This is a genomic window from Candidatus Polarisedimenticolia bacterium, assembly GCA_035764505.1.
Taxonomy (GTDB): Bacteria; Acidobacteriota; Polarisedimenticolia; order Gp22-AA2; family AA152; genus AA152.
The window spans coordinates 41,553-58,187 of sequence record DASTZC010000215.1; the positions used below are offsets into that span (position 1 = coordinate 41,553).

The 16,635-nt window shown below is 64.5% G+C and carries 3 protein-coding genes; all 3 read right to left on the bottom strand.

Annotated elements, in window-relative coordinates; all coding sequences use genetic code 11:
• Positions 1-110: 110 nt before the first annotated feature.
• Positions 111-3,710 (bottom strand): TonB-dependent receptor, encoded by a 3,600-nt coding sequence (locus tag VFW45_14265; GenBank protein ID HEU5181949.1) that lies wholly within the window; start codon positions 3,708-3,710, stop codon positions 111-113.
• 252 nt (positions 3,711-3,962) lie between these two features.
• A complete protein-coding gene (locus tag VFW45_14270) occupies positions 3,963-5,654 on the bottom strand; it encodes an amidase family protein (GenBank protein HEU5181950.1) in 1,692 nt (563 codons plus the stop codon).
• Between the two features lie 149 nt (positions 5,655-5,803).
• Positions 5,804-16,540, bottom strand: a complete 10,737-nt coding sequence (locus VFW45_14275; GenBank protein HEU5181951.1) for a choice-of-anchor D domain-containing protein — start codon at positions 16,538-16,540, stop codon at positions 5,804-5,806.
• Between the last annotated feature and the right edge of the window lie 95 nt (positions 16,541-16,635).

Below are 16,635 nucleotides of genomic sequence, written 5' to 3' on the forward strand. Positions count from 1 at the left end.
CCGCCCGCCGGGATTTCTTTTTCCTGTGACCATAGCAACCATTCGGAAGGGCCCGTGGCCGCGATGGCAGGTTGATGGTCAGGCCGAGTCTGTCGTGTGGGGGCCGATTCTCAGAAGTAGACCTGGAACCCGAACTGAAAGCGGCGGCCGAAATCGCGCGTGGCGATGGAACGCTCGACCGTGTGGACGATCTCGCCGAACTGCAGCCATTCCACCTGGTAAACCCGCAGGTCGTCGGTGTTCAGCAGGTTATAGATTTCCAGGAAACCGGACGCCGATGCCTTGCCGAGGACGAAGTTCTTCTGCACCCGCACGTTGAACAGATAAGACGCCGGGTTGCGATGGATGTTGCGTCCCTCCCGCACCAGAGCGCCGGTGCCGTTCTGGTCGATGTGCCCGTACACCACCCTGCCCTGGGCGAAGCCGGCGTCGTCCAGCGCGCGGCCGTTGAAGACCTCCGAATAGGGCAGTCCCGACGACCACTGGGCGCTGCCGCCGATCCGCCAATCCCCAGGCAGATAGGCAATGGCATTGAGCTTCACCACGTGCCGCTGGTCGTAGCTCAAGTAGCCGTGCTCGTACTCGACGAGCGAGGGATCGTCGCCGCTTTCGGAGAGATAGCTCTCCGCGTCCCCGGTCGCCTCGGACCAGGTGTAGCTGCCCTCGAGCTGCCATTTCCGGCTGAGCCGCCGCACCAGCTCCAGCTCCCATCCGCGGTACTCCTGGGCATTGCTGTTTCCGAGGTGGAAGATGCGATTGAAAAAGAAGTTGTGCACGTAGAGATCGGGTAGCCCGTCAGGAATGGGCAGGCACTGGTTCCGCACGGGGACGTCACCGCCGCTTCCGCAGACAACCTGTCCGAGGGCATCTCGTGGCATTCCGGTGACGGGATCGATCGTCTGATAGTGGTTGATGTCGACATCCTGCAGCTGGTCCCGGTAATCCCGGCGGATATAGGTGAGGCGCAACGACACTTCCGGAGCAATCTCCCGCTCGAACCCCAGCGTCATCTCGTCGCTGTAAGGGGTGGACAAATCGCGGTCCACCGAGGTGATCGAGGCCGGGGAGTTGGAGATGACCGGGCCGATCTGGCGGTCAGGCTTCCCGGTCTGGCTGTTCACGCCGTCGAAATCGAAGCTGTAGTAGCGCGACAGCTGGTCGGGCCCCTGCTCCAGAGCGATCGACTGCAGGAAGAGCTTGTCGTAGTAGCGTCCCCACGACATGAACCCTTTCGTCTTGCCGTCTCCCCAGGGATCCCAGGAGACGCTCAGCCGGGGCGCGAGGTTATGGTTCTCCAGCTCCACCGTCTCGGGCCGGCGGGGATTGATGCCGCTGGCCAGGAAGTCAGCCGCCGTGGGAGCCCTCCCCAGGAGCTTTTCGAGAAACGGCGAGAGCAGCTCCCGGCTCAGCTGATGCCGGGCGAGACGCTTCGGGGCAGCCGCTTTCAGCCCGGAGTAGATCTGGGAGATGCGCAGGTTGGGTGTGACTCCCTGACACTGTGCGAGAGGGTCCCCACAGAGGCCGGCGGTGCCCACCTGATCGTAGGGATTCGTGTCCGAGCCGGCGGCGAGCAGCAGCCCATCGTAGGCGCGGCGCTCCTCGGCGGGATCGAACGGCGTGTAGCCGGAGGAAGTGAGACGCTCGACGTCCAGCCGCAGCCCCAACCCGATCGAAAGATTGGGGACCGGCTTGTAGCTGTCCTGGAAGTAGACCCCGAAGTTATCCCCGTCCGCCGTCGGGTTGCCGCTCACGGGAATGGCGAAGAACCCGAAGAAGCCTCTTGGGGTCTGGCTCGGGGTGTGCCTGGTCGCAACCCGGGTCTGCAGCCCCTGTGCGAACAGGGTTGGCCTTATTTCGGTGTAGCCGGCATAGCTCTCCTGCTCGTAGACCAGGCCCATTCGAAGGTCGTGGGTCCCGAACAGATCTCCCACATAGGCCGAGGAGTCCTCCCTCAGCGTCAGGCGTGAGCGGTGGTCGTCGTGGCTGTAGGGATAGGGTCCGGAGGTACGTCCGTAGGAATCCTGTAGGTAGTCGCGGTCGGGGGCCTGGGGACGGCGATATTCCCCCGCCTCCGGAAGGCCGTTACCGTTGACGTCGTTCCAGAAGGGGAAAGGGGTTTGCCCCGAATCGGCCACGACATCCAGCAGCCCATTCGCGTTGGCGTCCTCCGTGTCGAAGACACCGTTGCCGGCGGTGCCGGCGGCCACCGGCCGCGAGGCGCCCAGACAGTAGCCGAAGGCCGACTGGGCGCAGGGCAGATTGAGGCCCGTGTCCTCATCCGGATCCACGGTGCCGTCGCGGTCGAGATCTATTTCCCGGTCGATCGAGCCGTTGCAGTTGAGGTCCTCGTGCTCCCGCCCCTCACACCCGAATTGCGTGGTGCGGCGGCCGTCCGCGTCCAGGTCGTATTGAGCGTCGGGGCGGCTCGCGAAGAGCTCCTCGTGGATGTCGTACGCACCATCGAAGTCATAGTCCTCCCCGGGGTCCCGCTCGTTTGCCTCCAGGATGCCATTCTGGTTGTAATCGATGAACAGCGTCCCGTTGCCGTTGGTGTCGGCGTCGATCGTGGGGACGACCTGGAAACGATTGTCGAACCAGGAGGCCGAGGTCTCGAAGATGAGGGTCGACTTGGGCAGCGCCGAGTGCTTGAGGGTGTAGGTCGGTCCGCCGCGGCGGAAGGTGTAACCCGATTCGACGGCGGTAAAGCTCCCCAGACCCTGGTCCTCGTCCTGGGTCCTATCGAAGATCACCGAGAGCGCCAGCTTCTGTGCCGCCGTCGCCTGCCAGGTCAGCTTGCCGAACTCGCGAAGCCCCGTGGTGCGCGTCACGTAGGATTGCGTCACCGCGTTCACCGGCGTCTCTTCCTGGATGTACTCGCTGGCCAGGTAGTACCAGAGACGATCGCGGACGAAGGCGCCGGAGAGCGACAGGTACGGCTTGATATCGGTGAACGACATCTCGCGCACGCTCGAGCCGCCGCCTAGCCCACTGAGGTCCGGCGGATCGACCCCGGCGCCATCGCCGTCGACGCGATGGCTGCGAACGAAGAGCTTGAAGGTCCCCTGGAACTCGTTGCCGCCGGATTTCGTCACGATGTTCGCGAAGCCGCCCTGCGCCCGGCTGAATTCCGCCGGCGCGCCCGCGGTGATCACCTCGACCTCCTGGATCGACTCGATGTTGAGCTGCTGGCCGAAGTAGCCGGTGAACGGATCCGTCGTGCTGACGCCGTCAACCAGCGTGATGACGTCCGTGGAGCGCGCCCCATGGATGTTCGGATTGCCGGTCTTGTCGACGTCGGTCACGCCGGGGGCGAGCGTGAGCAGCTCCTGATAGTCGCGCCCAAACACCGGCAGCTCCCCGATGAAGCTCGAGGAGAAGGTGGTGGAGGTGGTGACGCTTTCGGTGTCCACCGTGTCGGAGCGCCCGGCCACACGAATGCGCTGCTGCAGCTCCGAAGAGGGTCGCAGCTGCATGTCCTGGTTAAAGGTCTTCCCGGCGGTGAGCGTCAGATCGGTGAATTCGATGGGCGCGTAGCCGGGGAGGGAGGCGCGCAGCCGGTACCCCCTTCCCGACGGGAGCGAGGTTATCCGGTAGCGTCCCGCGGAGTCTGTGGTAGTCCCGCGCTCGCCGGTGGCCAGGCTGGCATTGCTGACCACCACGGTGACCCCGGGAAGCGGCGCGCGATTCTCATCGACGATGAGACCTTCCATCGCCGCCCAGTCGGAGGCAACGGCCGGATCTGGGCTACCCACCAGACAGAGCAGGAGCGTAAGGCCGAATCCCCGGCAAATCGTTCGGGCGAGCATGCCCCCGACTTTCGTGACGATGACTTTAGGTGACTCCATGAATCTAAATGACTTATACGACGTGACCCGCAGGCTGTCAAGGAGTTTATGCAGAGCAGATGCGCCCCGCGGGCGCGCGGGAGGTGTCCGGCGGCTACGGCTTGCACGGCCACGAGACTACGGAGCGAAAGGAGGCGGGACGCGCCGTTTCGTGGCCTGCTCGAAGGCATAGGCCAGCTCGATGAGACGCGGCTCGCTGCAGGCCTTCCCGGCGAAGCTGACTCCATAGGGTGACGGCTTCGCTTCCACGCCCGCGGGGAAGGGAGGCGTTGGCGCATTGGGAACGAACCCCAGCGGAACGATCACCGTCGGGTAGCCCGGCATCGCCGATACCCAGCAGCCGCTCGAGGACGGGAAGAGGAGCGCATCCAGCTTCTCCCGGTCCATCACGCTGTCGATTCCTTCCTTGGCGGTGAGCCGCAGGTTTTTCGCCAGGTCGGCCTCGTAACGCGGCCGATCGGTTTCCACGTTCATCTCGTCGGAGATGTCGAGCTGCGCCTGCCCGTACTTGATGGCGCCGCCCCTCTGGTGCGCCACGTTCCACAGCCGCAGCTCGGTCAGCGTCTTCACGGGGGCCGCCGCTCCGAGAGAGGCCAGCCACTTGTTGAAATCCCGCTTCATGCCGTACTTGAGGACGACGGAGCAATCGGCATCCTTCCCCTTCGCCTCGTCGTACCCGCCGCACGGACCCCACTTCAGGAGATTGTCGCCCGCCTCGGGGGCCAGGATGCTCGGCAGGTCGGCCGGGTCGATGATGACCGCCCCTTCCCGCTTCAGGACGGCGATGGCTTCGTCCATCAGCTTCGCCTGATCGGGGTTGAGCCCTCCGTCGGGCTCCTTCTCCCCGGGAATGGCAACCTTGTTATAGAAGAAGGCCCGGGGGATGCCGATGCGCGCCCCCTTCAAGCCGGCCCGGTTCAGGAAACGCCTGTAATCACCCGGGCGCCCGCACGCCGTATCCACGGGATCCTGGGGATCGGGACTCTTCCCCTCCAGGACGCCGAGAAGAATGGCAGCGTCGGTCACGGTCTTCGCCATCGGCCCGGCCGTGTCCTGATCGGCCGTGATGGGAATGACGCCGTAGCGGCTGATGCGGCCAACCGTCGGCTTGATGCCCACGAGCATCGTGTAGCTGGAAGGTGTGAGGATCGACCCGGAAGTTTCCGTGCCGACGCTGGCGGCCCAGAGATTCGCCGTGGTACCGATGCCCGAGCTCGAGCCGGCCACGGTGAGAATGGGGCGCCCGTCCGCCGTCGCCTCCCGCGGGTCCCTGCGCGGGTCATAGGGGTTCATGCCGTAGCCGCTCACGGCGTTGTAGTTGCCGGGCATGCCGCTCGCGACGAAATTGGCCAGCTCCGTCATCTGCGTCTTGGCCAGGATGATCGCACCCGCCTCACGCAGGTTCTTCACGAGAGTCGCTTCATAAGGCGGCACGAATCCATCGAAGGCCAGCGCGCCACCGGTGGTGGGCAGATCGGTGGTCTGGATGTTGTCTTTTATGGCAATCGGAATGCCGTGCAGCGGTCCGCGCAGATGCTTCTCCTTACGCTCCCGGTCCCGCGCGTCGGCCTCCTCCAGCGCCTTCGGATTGATCGTGATGGCGGCATGCAGCTTGTCCTCGTAGGTCGCGATCCGCACCAGATATTGCTGCACGAGCTGCCGGGACGTGACGCGGTTGGCCTCCAAAGCCGCCTGCATCTCCGGGATGCCGGCTTCGACGACGCTGAACGAAGCGGCCGGCGGCTTCGAAGCCGCCAGGACGCTTCCAACGAGTGTCACGACACAGAAGACCATCAAGAGCCGACGCAACGCAGCCTCCTCATTATGAGATGGCACCCGATGATGGGTCGCATCCGGTACGCGGAGCGGGAGCGGCCGGGATCATACTCTCGATCGCCGGAAACCGCCGCCCTATTGGGAGAGCTAGGAATATCAGCGGGTTCAGAGGCCGGCTGGAGCTAATTGGTGAGATGGTGCGGCACGGTGACGATGACGGTCTTCCGGGTGCGATTCCCCGCTGCGTCGACGGCTTCGTAAACGAGCGTATAGGTGCGGCCGGGGCCGGAAGCCGAGCGCTCGGCGCGCAGCTGGACTTCCCGGTCAGGAGTCCCCAGGTCGGCTCCTGAGATGTCCCCCGTGGTGTTTCCGTCGCTGCCTCCCGGCGCATCGTCCGGCTCGGAGCTGCTCGCAGAGAGCAGGGTTATCGCAGGCGCCGCAGTACAGGCATCAGAGGACTGCAGGGCCAAGCTCACCGGGACCATTCGGTGATCAGGTTTCCAGAGCACCGAAGGGCTGGCCGCGCCTTCGAGCCTGGGCGCCACCGTATCGCGAACCGTGACGGCAGCGACGCAAGTGGCGACGTTCCCGGAGCTGTCGGTCGCTTCGAACGTCAGCGCGCTTTCGCCGATGGGGAAGGTGCCGCTCGCGTCAACACCACCTCCCCTGCTGTTCCGGACGACAACGCCGGCATCACACGCATCGGCTACGGTCGCCATCAGGGAAACGACGGCCCCGGCGGGAGAGGAGCATTCGTGCGGACTCGTGCTCGGACAGGCAAGAACCGGCGGGGTCGTATCCTCGACCGTCACGGACAGGGAGGCAACATCCGACTCCCCGGCTTCGTCCGTGACCTTGAGTTGCAAATCATGGGTTCCCAACGGAAGCGTGACCTGCAAGGAAGCTCCGGTACCTAGCAAGACCTGACCGCCGCTCCCATAGCCGCGGTACCACTCGTAGGAAACAATACCCTCCCCGGCCGACCCGCCGGAATCACTCGAGCCCGAGCCATCGAGCAGGACCGAGGCTCCCTGCGGACCCTCGCATTCGACACGGGGTGCGGCAAGGGCTCGCGCCGTGGGAGGTGCACTGAAGGCCACGCGCGTCTCTCCCTGGTAGACAAACGGAATCATCGCCGAGACCGGCACCGTCGCGCCGTCGGAAATTTCGAGGGTCAAGTGGTACAAGGCGCCCGTCTCGAGCGCCGCGCCCAGTTCCATGGGAGGCGAAGGCCACGAGTCGAACGGCAGGACCGTGTGGCCGCCAGTGCGTGAGCGCACATGAGCCGAATACTCGTCAAAGCCCGTTAGCATGAACTCGAAACGGACGGCCGGGTTGTCGACGCGCCGGATACAGAAATCGAGCGGCAGCGGAAGACCGGCAATCCGCAACATCGCATCGAATGGCCCGACTGGGTCCGAGCAGGTCCCGGGAGCTATCTCGAAATCGCTCAGCGCATCGGAGCAGCCGAGCGCCGGATCGAGATCAAAAAGGATCGGCTCCCCAAAGCTGATGTTTCCATAGCCGATGCCCTCCCCCGCCACGCCGTCGGGAAGCAGCGCTTTTCGGCACCCTTCAGGGTCGATGAAGACGTCGGGAACCGCCTCGTCGACGAAGCTGGCAGGCACTACATCGATGTGCCCGGACAGCGGGTCTCCCTGCGGATCGCCGGCCGTCGCGCGCACCCAAAGAGTGCCATCGCCGTTCTGGCGCACGCCGCCGAGGACCAGCGTGGGTTGACAGGCATCGCCAGAGCCGTCGCTGTTGAAATCCTCCTGGCCGGGATTCGACGTTGACGGACAGTTGTCGCAGGCGTTCCCTAGACCATCGGAATCGGTATCCTCCTGCAACGGGTCGGCGGTGGCCGCGCAGAGATCGCAAGCATCACCGATTCCGTCCGCATCACCGTCCGATTGTCCTGGGTTGGCCAACCCCTGACAGTTGTCGCAGGCGTCGCCGGCCCCATCGCCATCGTCGTCCTGCTGGTCGGCGTTGCCTACCGAGGGGCAGTTGTCCGCCAGCGCGCAGAGACCGTCCAGGTCCTGATCGTTTTCAGGATCTTGCGGGCAGGCATCGCATGGGTCCCCCAATCCATCCGCGTCTCCATCTTCCTGCGCAGGGTTGTAAAGAGCCGGGCAATTGTCGAGAGAGCAGACATTGCCGGAGAATCCCGGATCACCATAAAGGTCTTGATCGATGTCGGTACAGAGATCGCATAGGTCGCCGAGACCGTCTACGTCGGCATCCTCCTGGCCCGGGTTGTAGTTGAACTGACAGTTGTCGGCACTGTCCCGGACGTCATCCTCGTCGTAGTCGGAGTAGACCTCGAGCGATGCCGGCACGATCACCCTGGGCCGCAATGGATCATCACTCTCGATCGCCAGGCTGAGCGCACGCGTCCCGACCGGGAGGCCGGTCGAGTCGAAGCCGACCTCGACCTCCAGCGAACCTCCCGGAGGAATCGTCGCCTGCCGGGGGGAGACGGCAACAAATAAGGGGCGGGTCGACCATCGGCCCATTCCAGTCCCCAGATCTCCCTGAATGAAATAGATGCCGGCCGACGGCCCCGGAAGCCAGCTCAATGCACCATCTCCAACGTTGAACCAGGGGATGGAAACGGTACGCCAGAACCCTTGGTCGATGTCGAAGATGTACAGGCTGTTCCCTGAATCTGGCCCATAGGCGCAGTACAGTCGGCCGATCGGATCGATGGCACTGCCGAGGACCGCTGTGGCGGGGAGTAATGGAAGCTTCCGCCAGGTATTGCTTGCAACCATATACACGCCAAAGCCGGTCCCTCCATTGCCCTGTTGCCCGTAGAGGCGCCCGTCGAAATAACGTAATCCCCCCCATCGGCCGAACGTGAAGGGAGCGGCCCTAAGGGAAAGCACGGCTCCCGTATCCGGCTCGAAGCGGAAAAGCGCGGTGCCCAGCGCGAGATAGAGATAGCGAACCCCGTCACTGGCTATGACTCCGGTCCCCGCGCTGACGGGACTGCTACGCTTCGACCAGCTGTCAGTGGCGATGGTGTAGATGCCCATTTCCGAGTTCCCCGTGTAAACGGTGTAAATCTTCCCTCCCAGGAGGGCCGCCCCCCCGTTATTTCGCGCTGCAATGGGCGAAGGCGCCAGCGCCTGCCATGCCCCCGAGGCGGCGTCGTATCGGTAGAACTCATTTCCTTCGTCCTCCTGGCCGTACAGGGTGAGCCGATCCGCATCCTCGGTGACGCAAGTCAGAGGCTTCGGGCTGGACGGGAGGGGCTCGAATTCACCAAGCGAGAGCTCACCCGTGGAAGCATCCGAAGAGCCGGGGATGACAAGAGCTGTCTGCGCTTCGGAAGTAGATGCCGCCGCCTGGTGGGCTGGCGGTTCCGGCGAGACGACAACCTGCAGCTGAACGTGCAGGTCGCTGTCTCCCGTGTTCTCCAGAGTAAGGCGCCTGGTTTCGCGCCGCGCTGAGGGAAGCGCTGCGCTCAAGGACGCGGGGGAGACGGCCAGCACCGGAGGCAAGGACGCGAGGCCTGCCACAGGGATGGCAATGGACGGCTCGTCAGGATCGTCGGACTGGACCATGAGAGTACCGGTTCTGGTCCCCGTTTCAGTAGGGTCGAAAACCACGTTGACTACGAGACTGCCTTCCGGCTCCAGTGCATCCGGCGTCCCCAGCCCGGCGTGCGAGATGGTGAAGTCTCCGTCAATCTCGAACCCGATCTGCAGCCGAGCCGTGCCAGTGTTGCTGACTTTCACCGGCAACGTCTTTGGATATCCAAGAAAGGTGGTGCCGAAATCGAGGGTGGAACGATCGAGCTCGACCGCCGGGACGCCGGTGACGGCCATGAGCGCGGGGACGGTGAGAAGCGGCAGCGCCGGATCGTTGCTCAATACACGGATCTCTCCCCGGTACTCACCGGCCGTGAGACGCGACGCGTCTAAATCGGCGCGTACAGGGACCGAGCTCCCCGCCGGGACGATGCCCGATGAGGGGACCAGCGACACCCACGGAATTGATCCCCGCAGGAATTCGAGCGCCAGACCATCGTGAAGGTAGGGGGCATTGAAAGCCACCGTCAGGCCGTCGTCCCCTGCCGGGTTCTGGATTCCCACCGTGCAGCCATTGAGGGGACCGCTCAGGCTCAGGTACTGATAAAGGACGCGCCCGTCCGGATAGAGAATGATCTGGAACGTGAGCGACGTGGAAGCTCTCAGAAGGCTTGCTTCGGTGTACTGGACCACGAAGCGTCCGGCGTCGTTCAGGTACCTGACCCTTCCCGGCGAAGCCAGGACGAGATCGTCCCAGAGACCCGCCAGAAGATTGCGGGGAGCGCCCGGAGTCGGAAGGGGCTGGTTGGTAGGCGCCGATCCCGTGCTCGAGAAGGTGAGGAAGCCGTTGGTGGATACTCTGACCGACTCAAAGGAGTTTCCATAGAACGGGAACGAGAAGCCGAGCGGGATAGGCTCACTGAGCTGATCATCGCCGAGGATGGGAATGGGCGTGCCGGAATCCCGGATGTCGGTCCAGGAAAAGGCCGGCCCGAACCGTGCGTCGGAGTCGCTCCAGCGATAACCGAATCCATCGGGACCTCCGGCGCCCAGGATTCCAGCCCGGGTGTCGGCCTCGTCTTTGCCGAATTCCTGCGAGACGTGGGAGGCGACGTTACCCCCCGCCACGGCGAAGCTCGAGGACCAGAGAAGATCGCTGGCCCCGGGGTTTGTCACGGTCAGAATCTGTGAGGCGGCGGTGCCGGCCGGAACTGACGCTTCCAGGGAACTCGGAGTCACCCGCGCCATCGGTGGGTCCATGCCGACGCCGATCAGCGGAACGATCATCGCCGGATGCTCTGAATCATTGCTGGCGATCGTGAGGGATCCGGAGCGCGTCCCGGTGAGGGTCGGACGGAACGCGATGTCGAAGGGCCGGGAAGCGCCGCTTGGAAGCTCCAGGGGAAGCGACAGACCGCTGGTCGAGAAATCCCCCTCGGAGGTCAGGGCGTCGATGCGGAGCGTTCCACTTCCCGCGTTGCGCACGCTCAAAGGAAGATGGCCCGTATACGGGACGTACGTGGGCCCGAAGTCGAGGGAAGGGGGGGAAACTTCAATCCGCGGAACCCCTGCGACCTCGAGCGTCGCCGGAACAAGGAGGTTCTGGTGAAAAGGATCGTTGCTCTTCACCACGAGGTCGGCACGATAGGTTCCCTCCGGGAGGCCTTGCGTGCCGAAGCGAGCTTGAATCGGCTGCTCGCTGCCGGGGCCTACGGATCCTGAAGTCGGCTCGAGCCTCAAAAAACGGCCACAACCCGATTCCACTTCCAGCGCGATGCCGAGCGGTTGGTCCAGTCCGGTGGCCAGGTGGTGCACGGCCCCCGTCGCCAAATCCAAGGAAAGCAGATTGGAGAGATATTGCGTCACGAAGGCCTTTTCTCCCAGGGGATCCAGGACCACCGAAGCTCCGTAGCGAAAGCCGGGGCCGACGCGACTCACGGCGCGGGTAGCCAGGTCCACCCGGTAGAGCCCACTCTGGAAGTCCATGACGTACGCCGTCGTCTCATCCGGACTGAGGGCCACGTCGTAGGCAAGTCCGAAGTTCTCGGCAATGGTCGTGACCATTCCTGTGAAAAGATCAATCCTGGAAAGCTTCCCGGAGCCGATCCCCGCGCTGATTCCGGTCATATATGCTGCAGTCCCCAGCCGGTTCAGGGCGACCCCCGTGGGCGCAGGAAGGTCCGTCGCCACGGGGTGGATTGTCCCGTCGGCCAAGTCGACGGCCATCAGCCGATGGCTATTGAACTCGCCGATGTACGCCACGCCTCGGGCAGCATCCAGGGCGAGGCCGTACGGCTGCCGCAGTCCGGTGGCGATGAGGGTGATGGCACCTGAGGAGGCGTCGATGGCGGAAAGGGATCCGCTATCGTGGCTCACGACGAGGAGCCTGTGGGCGGCGCGGTCGAAGACGACGCCTATCGGCGTGTTGAGCCCGCCCGCCAGCGTCACCAAGTCGCCCGTGCCCAGATCGATCGTCCTCAGGTTCCCGGCTACGAATTCGGTGATGTAGGCGAATTCCGCATCGCACGGCGCCCCGTCGGAAGTCCGCGGAACCACGACCGTAGAGTAATCGAGGCGACCTCTTCCGGTGTTCGAGAGCAGCAGGCTCTGGGTCTCTTCCTCTCCCGATCGGAGCACGGCTCCCAGCGCCTCGGGGCGGATGCCGGCTACCGGAGCAGGAACGCCTTGGCCGGAAAGCGGGATCTCCACGAGCGGCTCGTCCGGATCGTTGCTGGAAAACCTTAAGACCGCCGCGAATCCCCCCTCGTTCTGCGGGTTGAAAGTGATCCGCACCGGGGCTGACGCGCCCGGCGCCAGCTCCAGAGAGCTCGACGAAGACAAGAACTCCGCGCCGGTGGAGGCTATCGAAAAGACCTGCAACGGCTCGGTACCGCGGTTCTTGACGGTCAGGCCGAGCGTCCTGCGGGCGCCAACGATGACGTCGTGGAAGTCGAGCCGATCGGCCGGATCCCGCTCGCCCCCGAACTGCAGCCTTGCGGTGTGGGAGTTCTCAAAGCAAACGCCGACGGACGGAGCGTTTCTTATTTCGACCTCGATGTTCCCATCCGCCGCCAGCGCGGCCAGGAAATCGGGGTCGAGCCGGAAGGTTCGCGTGCCGTCGGCGGCGCAGTCCCTGCCGGTCGGGCCCACCGTGCCGAGCAGCGTCCCCTCGGCGAAGACGCTCGCCTCTTCGGGCAGGTAGCCGAAGTCTCCCTCGACCGTGACGAAGAGCCTGCCCTCCCCGTTCGGATGCACCGGAACCGGGAACGAGTGGGTGGTCACGGCCCCCGCGTCGAAGAAGGTCTTCTTGGACTGGAGCTCCAAAAGCTCCCCGAAAATGTCCAGATCCGGCCCGTCGCTCACCGTCATGACCGCCGGCACCGCAGTTACGGGGGCGACGGGATCGTTGGTCCGGATCTCCACCACCCCTGGATAGGTCCCGGCCCTCGCGCCCGAGGCGTCGAAGCGAACCTGCACATTCTCCGCCCCGCCCGGCGGAATCGACCCTGAGCGCGGGGCCGTGTCCAGCCAATTCGGCGCGCGGCCCTCGGCATAGCGGATTATGTTGGCGAGCAGCCCGCGGGCCGGATGGTCGTGCTCATAGAAGAACTCGAGAGAGGCGCCCACCGCGATGACGATGCCTGATCCGAAGCGGTATTCGACCAGGTTTATTCGGCCGTTCCCGTCCCGGAGGAGCGGCCGCGCCCCTGGAGGGATCGAGCTGAAAACCGATTGTCCCTCGTCGACACCAGAAAAAAAGCCGGGAATCCCGACCAGCATCGGATGGAGCGGATCCAGGACGAAGTTCCCGACGCTTTCCGCAAATTCGATTCCCATGCCTCCCGGAAGCTGGACGATCGCGGGAGATCCCAATGCATATCCCCATCCCGCGGCATGGAACTCCAGGGTTCCTCCACGATCCACGAAGTCATTCAACCGCTCCATCTGGGAGGCGAGCGCGTCGTAGAACGCATCGGATTGATCGCTGGCAACGAGGACCATCCGATAGCGATCGAGGTCCGTCGTCGCAAGCTGCTCCCCCAGGATCATGTCGTAGAGGATTCCGTTGCTTTCGAGCACGGTTTGGTTCGAGAAGGTCTTCCATGGATTGCTGCTTTGCACGAGCAGGACGCTCGGCCGGGCGGATGCGGGCGTGGCAGGCTCGACCGACGTCGCCTGTGCATCGTCACCTGTTGCATCGACCGGAAGGCTGTCGGATCGGGGGAACACCTCGAAATCGAGGACGCCCTCGCCGGTGTTGCGGATCGTGACGTTTTGTACGGCTGCCGCCCCCGTGAGGAGGGTCTGCGAGACCGAGAGCGGCAAGATTCCAGCCCGGGCCTCGGCCAGGCCGACCCCTTGAAGCGCAATGGCGAGCTCCGGCGTGTCCGGATCATCGCTGCGGATTGAAAGCGTCGCTGCCCTCGGACCCGGCGATCCGGGAAGAAATGTAATCGACAGATCCTTCCGCTCGCGCGGCGCGAGCGTGAATGCCTCGCCGGGGGCCCTGAATTCCGGATTGTCGATCTCGATCGCGTGGATATTCAGCCGCTCGGTGCCGTTGTTCCTGAGCGTCACGACCCTGGGCACTGACCGTCCGATCAGCAGGGATCCAAAATCAACCGAGACCCGTGAGGCAGTCAGATCCGGCTTGCCGCTCAGGCCCAGGTGCACCGCGACCTTCGGTCGAGGACGGGAGGGGTCATTGGTGTGAAACACGATCTCGGCGTCGTACTCTCCCGCCGGGACACCCTGGGGATCGAGCCTGACTGCCAGGTCGAGGCTCCCCCCGGGCGGTACGAGTCCGGTGGTCGGCCTCACGGACAGCCAGGGGACGGTATTGCGGCTGAACAGCAGGGCATTGCGCAGGAGTCTCGGCATGTCTCCCGACCAGTACCCTGACCCGAAATAAGCGTTGACCGCCACGACCTGATGCGAGTTGGCCACCGCGAAAGGCATCCCGTCCGCCCAACCGGCGATCCATTCCGCCCCGGGTGCCAGGGCGATGCCGGCCAGGTATGCCGAAGCCGTGGCGACCCCGTCCATGATCGGGTGCGACGCGTCCCAGTCCTTCAGGGCAGAAGGTCCGGTCACCCCGCCACGGCCGACCACCGGCACATAGCCTTCCGATAGCAGCCGTCCTGTAACCTCCCATCCGGGCACGAAAGCGGCGCTCGACAGGACGACCCCACCGCCCGCGTCGACGTAATCCGCCAGCACGTCCCCGACGCCTTCCGGATCCAACATGAGCAGATTGATGGCGACCAGAACGGCATCGTATTGCGAGAGCTTCTCAAGGCTGGGCGCCACGTCCGCGATATCGATCACGTCCACGACGCCGAATTCCGGAAACTGCCTCAGGCTGGCCTGGATTTCCGAAACATCGACCTGGCTCTGGAGTATGGCGATGCGCACGGTTCCCGAGGCAACCGAGGAATCGGAGAGCAGCCCGGATCTCGTCGGCACGTGCAATGGTGGACCAAGTTCCGCCTCGTAAGGCCCGCTTGCCGGGGGCGCGGGCGGTTCCAGCGCCGCCATCTCGCTCCAGGAGCCGGCAAGAATCCCCTGCGGCGCGCTGGGAACTTTGGCTCCCGTCATCTCCAGGTCGAACCGGAGGTCGTTGACCCCTGAGTTGTGCACCGTCACGAGCTCGGTGGCCGAGCCTTCCGAGTCAAGGGCCTTGCTGATTGAATCCTGAGAGACCTCGAATGCAGGCGGTCCCCCCGTCCGTCCACTGGTTACGTTCGAGAGCGCTCCGACATTTCCCGATTCATCCCTGGCCTTCACCGCGACGTAGTACAGCGTGTCGAAGGCGAGACCTTCGACGACAACCTGCTCCAGAGAGCCAGGCGGAACCGGCCTCGAGGGGCCGGATGCGCGCCGGGCAGCGGCGAAATTGGCGGTGTCGATCGGATCTGTCGAGTAGCGGACGTCGTAGGAGCTCACGGTTCCCGATTCGCCGTCGTCTCCGGTGGCCGTCCAGTTCAATGTCAGGCTGGTCCCCGTGGATAAAGTGGTTCGCAGGTCCAGGACCGTTCCGGGTGCCGTGGAGTCCTTGGTCCCCAGAGGACGGCGGGCATTCAGCCTGCCACCCTTCGAGACCTTCGTGGCGAGCGCCGCGATCGGGTCGACCGAGGAGAGCAACCTTGCTTTGAGATCGGCAAGACCGAGGTCGGGATCCACCGCCCGGACGAGCGCCGCGACTCCCGCCACGTGAGGCGTCGCCATCGAGGTGCCGCTCGCGAGGCCGTACTTACCCCCGGGCAGCGTGCTCAGGATGTCCACGCCTGGCGCGGCCAGATGCACGGTGCTGGGCCCGTAGTTGGAGAAGGCAGCGAGACGATCTTCGGAGTCGGTGGCCGCCACCGTGATGATGCCTTCCGAGGCATAACTCGCGGGGTATTGTGGATGGATGTCGGTGTTGACACCGTCGTTTCCGGCGGCGGCGACGAAGAGGATTCCGCCCTCCGCCGCCGCGTTGATGGCGTCAAGCAGCGTCTGGGAGAAGCCCCCACCGCCCCAGGAATTGCTCAGGACGTCGGCGCCCATCGACTTGGCATATTCCACCGCGCGGACCGCGTCTGAATCTGTACCCGAGCCTCCGCTGCCCAGGAACTTGAGGGCCATCAGGCTCACGTGCCAGTTCACCCCAACCACTCCCAGAGAGTTGTCTCCGATCGCTCCGATCGTCCCGGCGACGTGGGTGCCATGGAAGTTGTCGTCCATGGGATCGCCGTCATCGTTGGCGAAGTCATAGCCGTGCACATCGTCGACGTAGCCGTTGTTGTCGTCATCGAGGCCGTTGCCGGCGATCTCCCCCGGGTTCGTCCAGATGTTCGCCGCCAGATCGGGATGGGTGTAGTCGATGCCGGTGTCGATGACGGCCACGACGACCCTCCGATCGCCCGTCGTGATGTTCCAGGCCGATTCAGCGTCGATGTCGGCGCCGGGCGTTCCCCCGGTCTGCCCGGTGTTGTGGAGGCCGTAGAGCGCCGGGTAACGAGGATCGTCAGGGACGAGGTCCACATGGACCAAGTAGTTGGGCTCGGCATAGCGGATGTGGTGATTCCCGCGCAGCCGCTCCAGCGCCGCTTCCGTGCTGACGCCCTTGCCGAGCTTCCAGTGCTCCGCGCCGGTCTGGAAGGTCCTCAAACGGCTCCCCGCCACCTGGGCGCGGACATTGGCCTTCTCCGAAGGGCCTGTCTCGCGGTTGAACTTGACGAGAATTTCACCGGGGGCGTGGGGAGCGAGTGGTGGGGTGCCGTTCCCCTTCCCAGGTGGGGAGGGGGAAGCAAGGATGAGGATCAGGCTCCCGAAAGCGAGAAACAGGAGAGAGAAGGTCGACAGCTCACGGAAGCGCCTGGATCGTCGCGGTGACATGAGTATTCCATGACCGACCGGTGCCATTCCGCTGAAAAAGGCTGCCCTGTCTGGTGAGAGTTCGACCCTGTTTCAGCGCTTTGCAGGCTTGATTT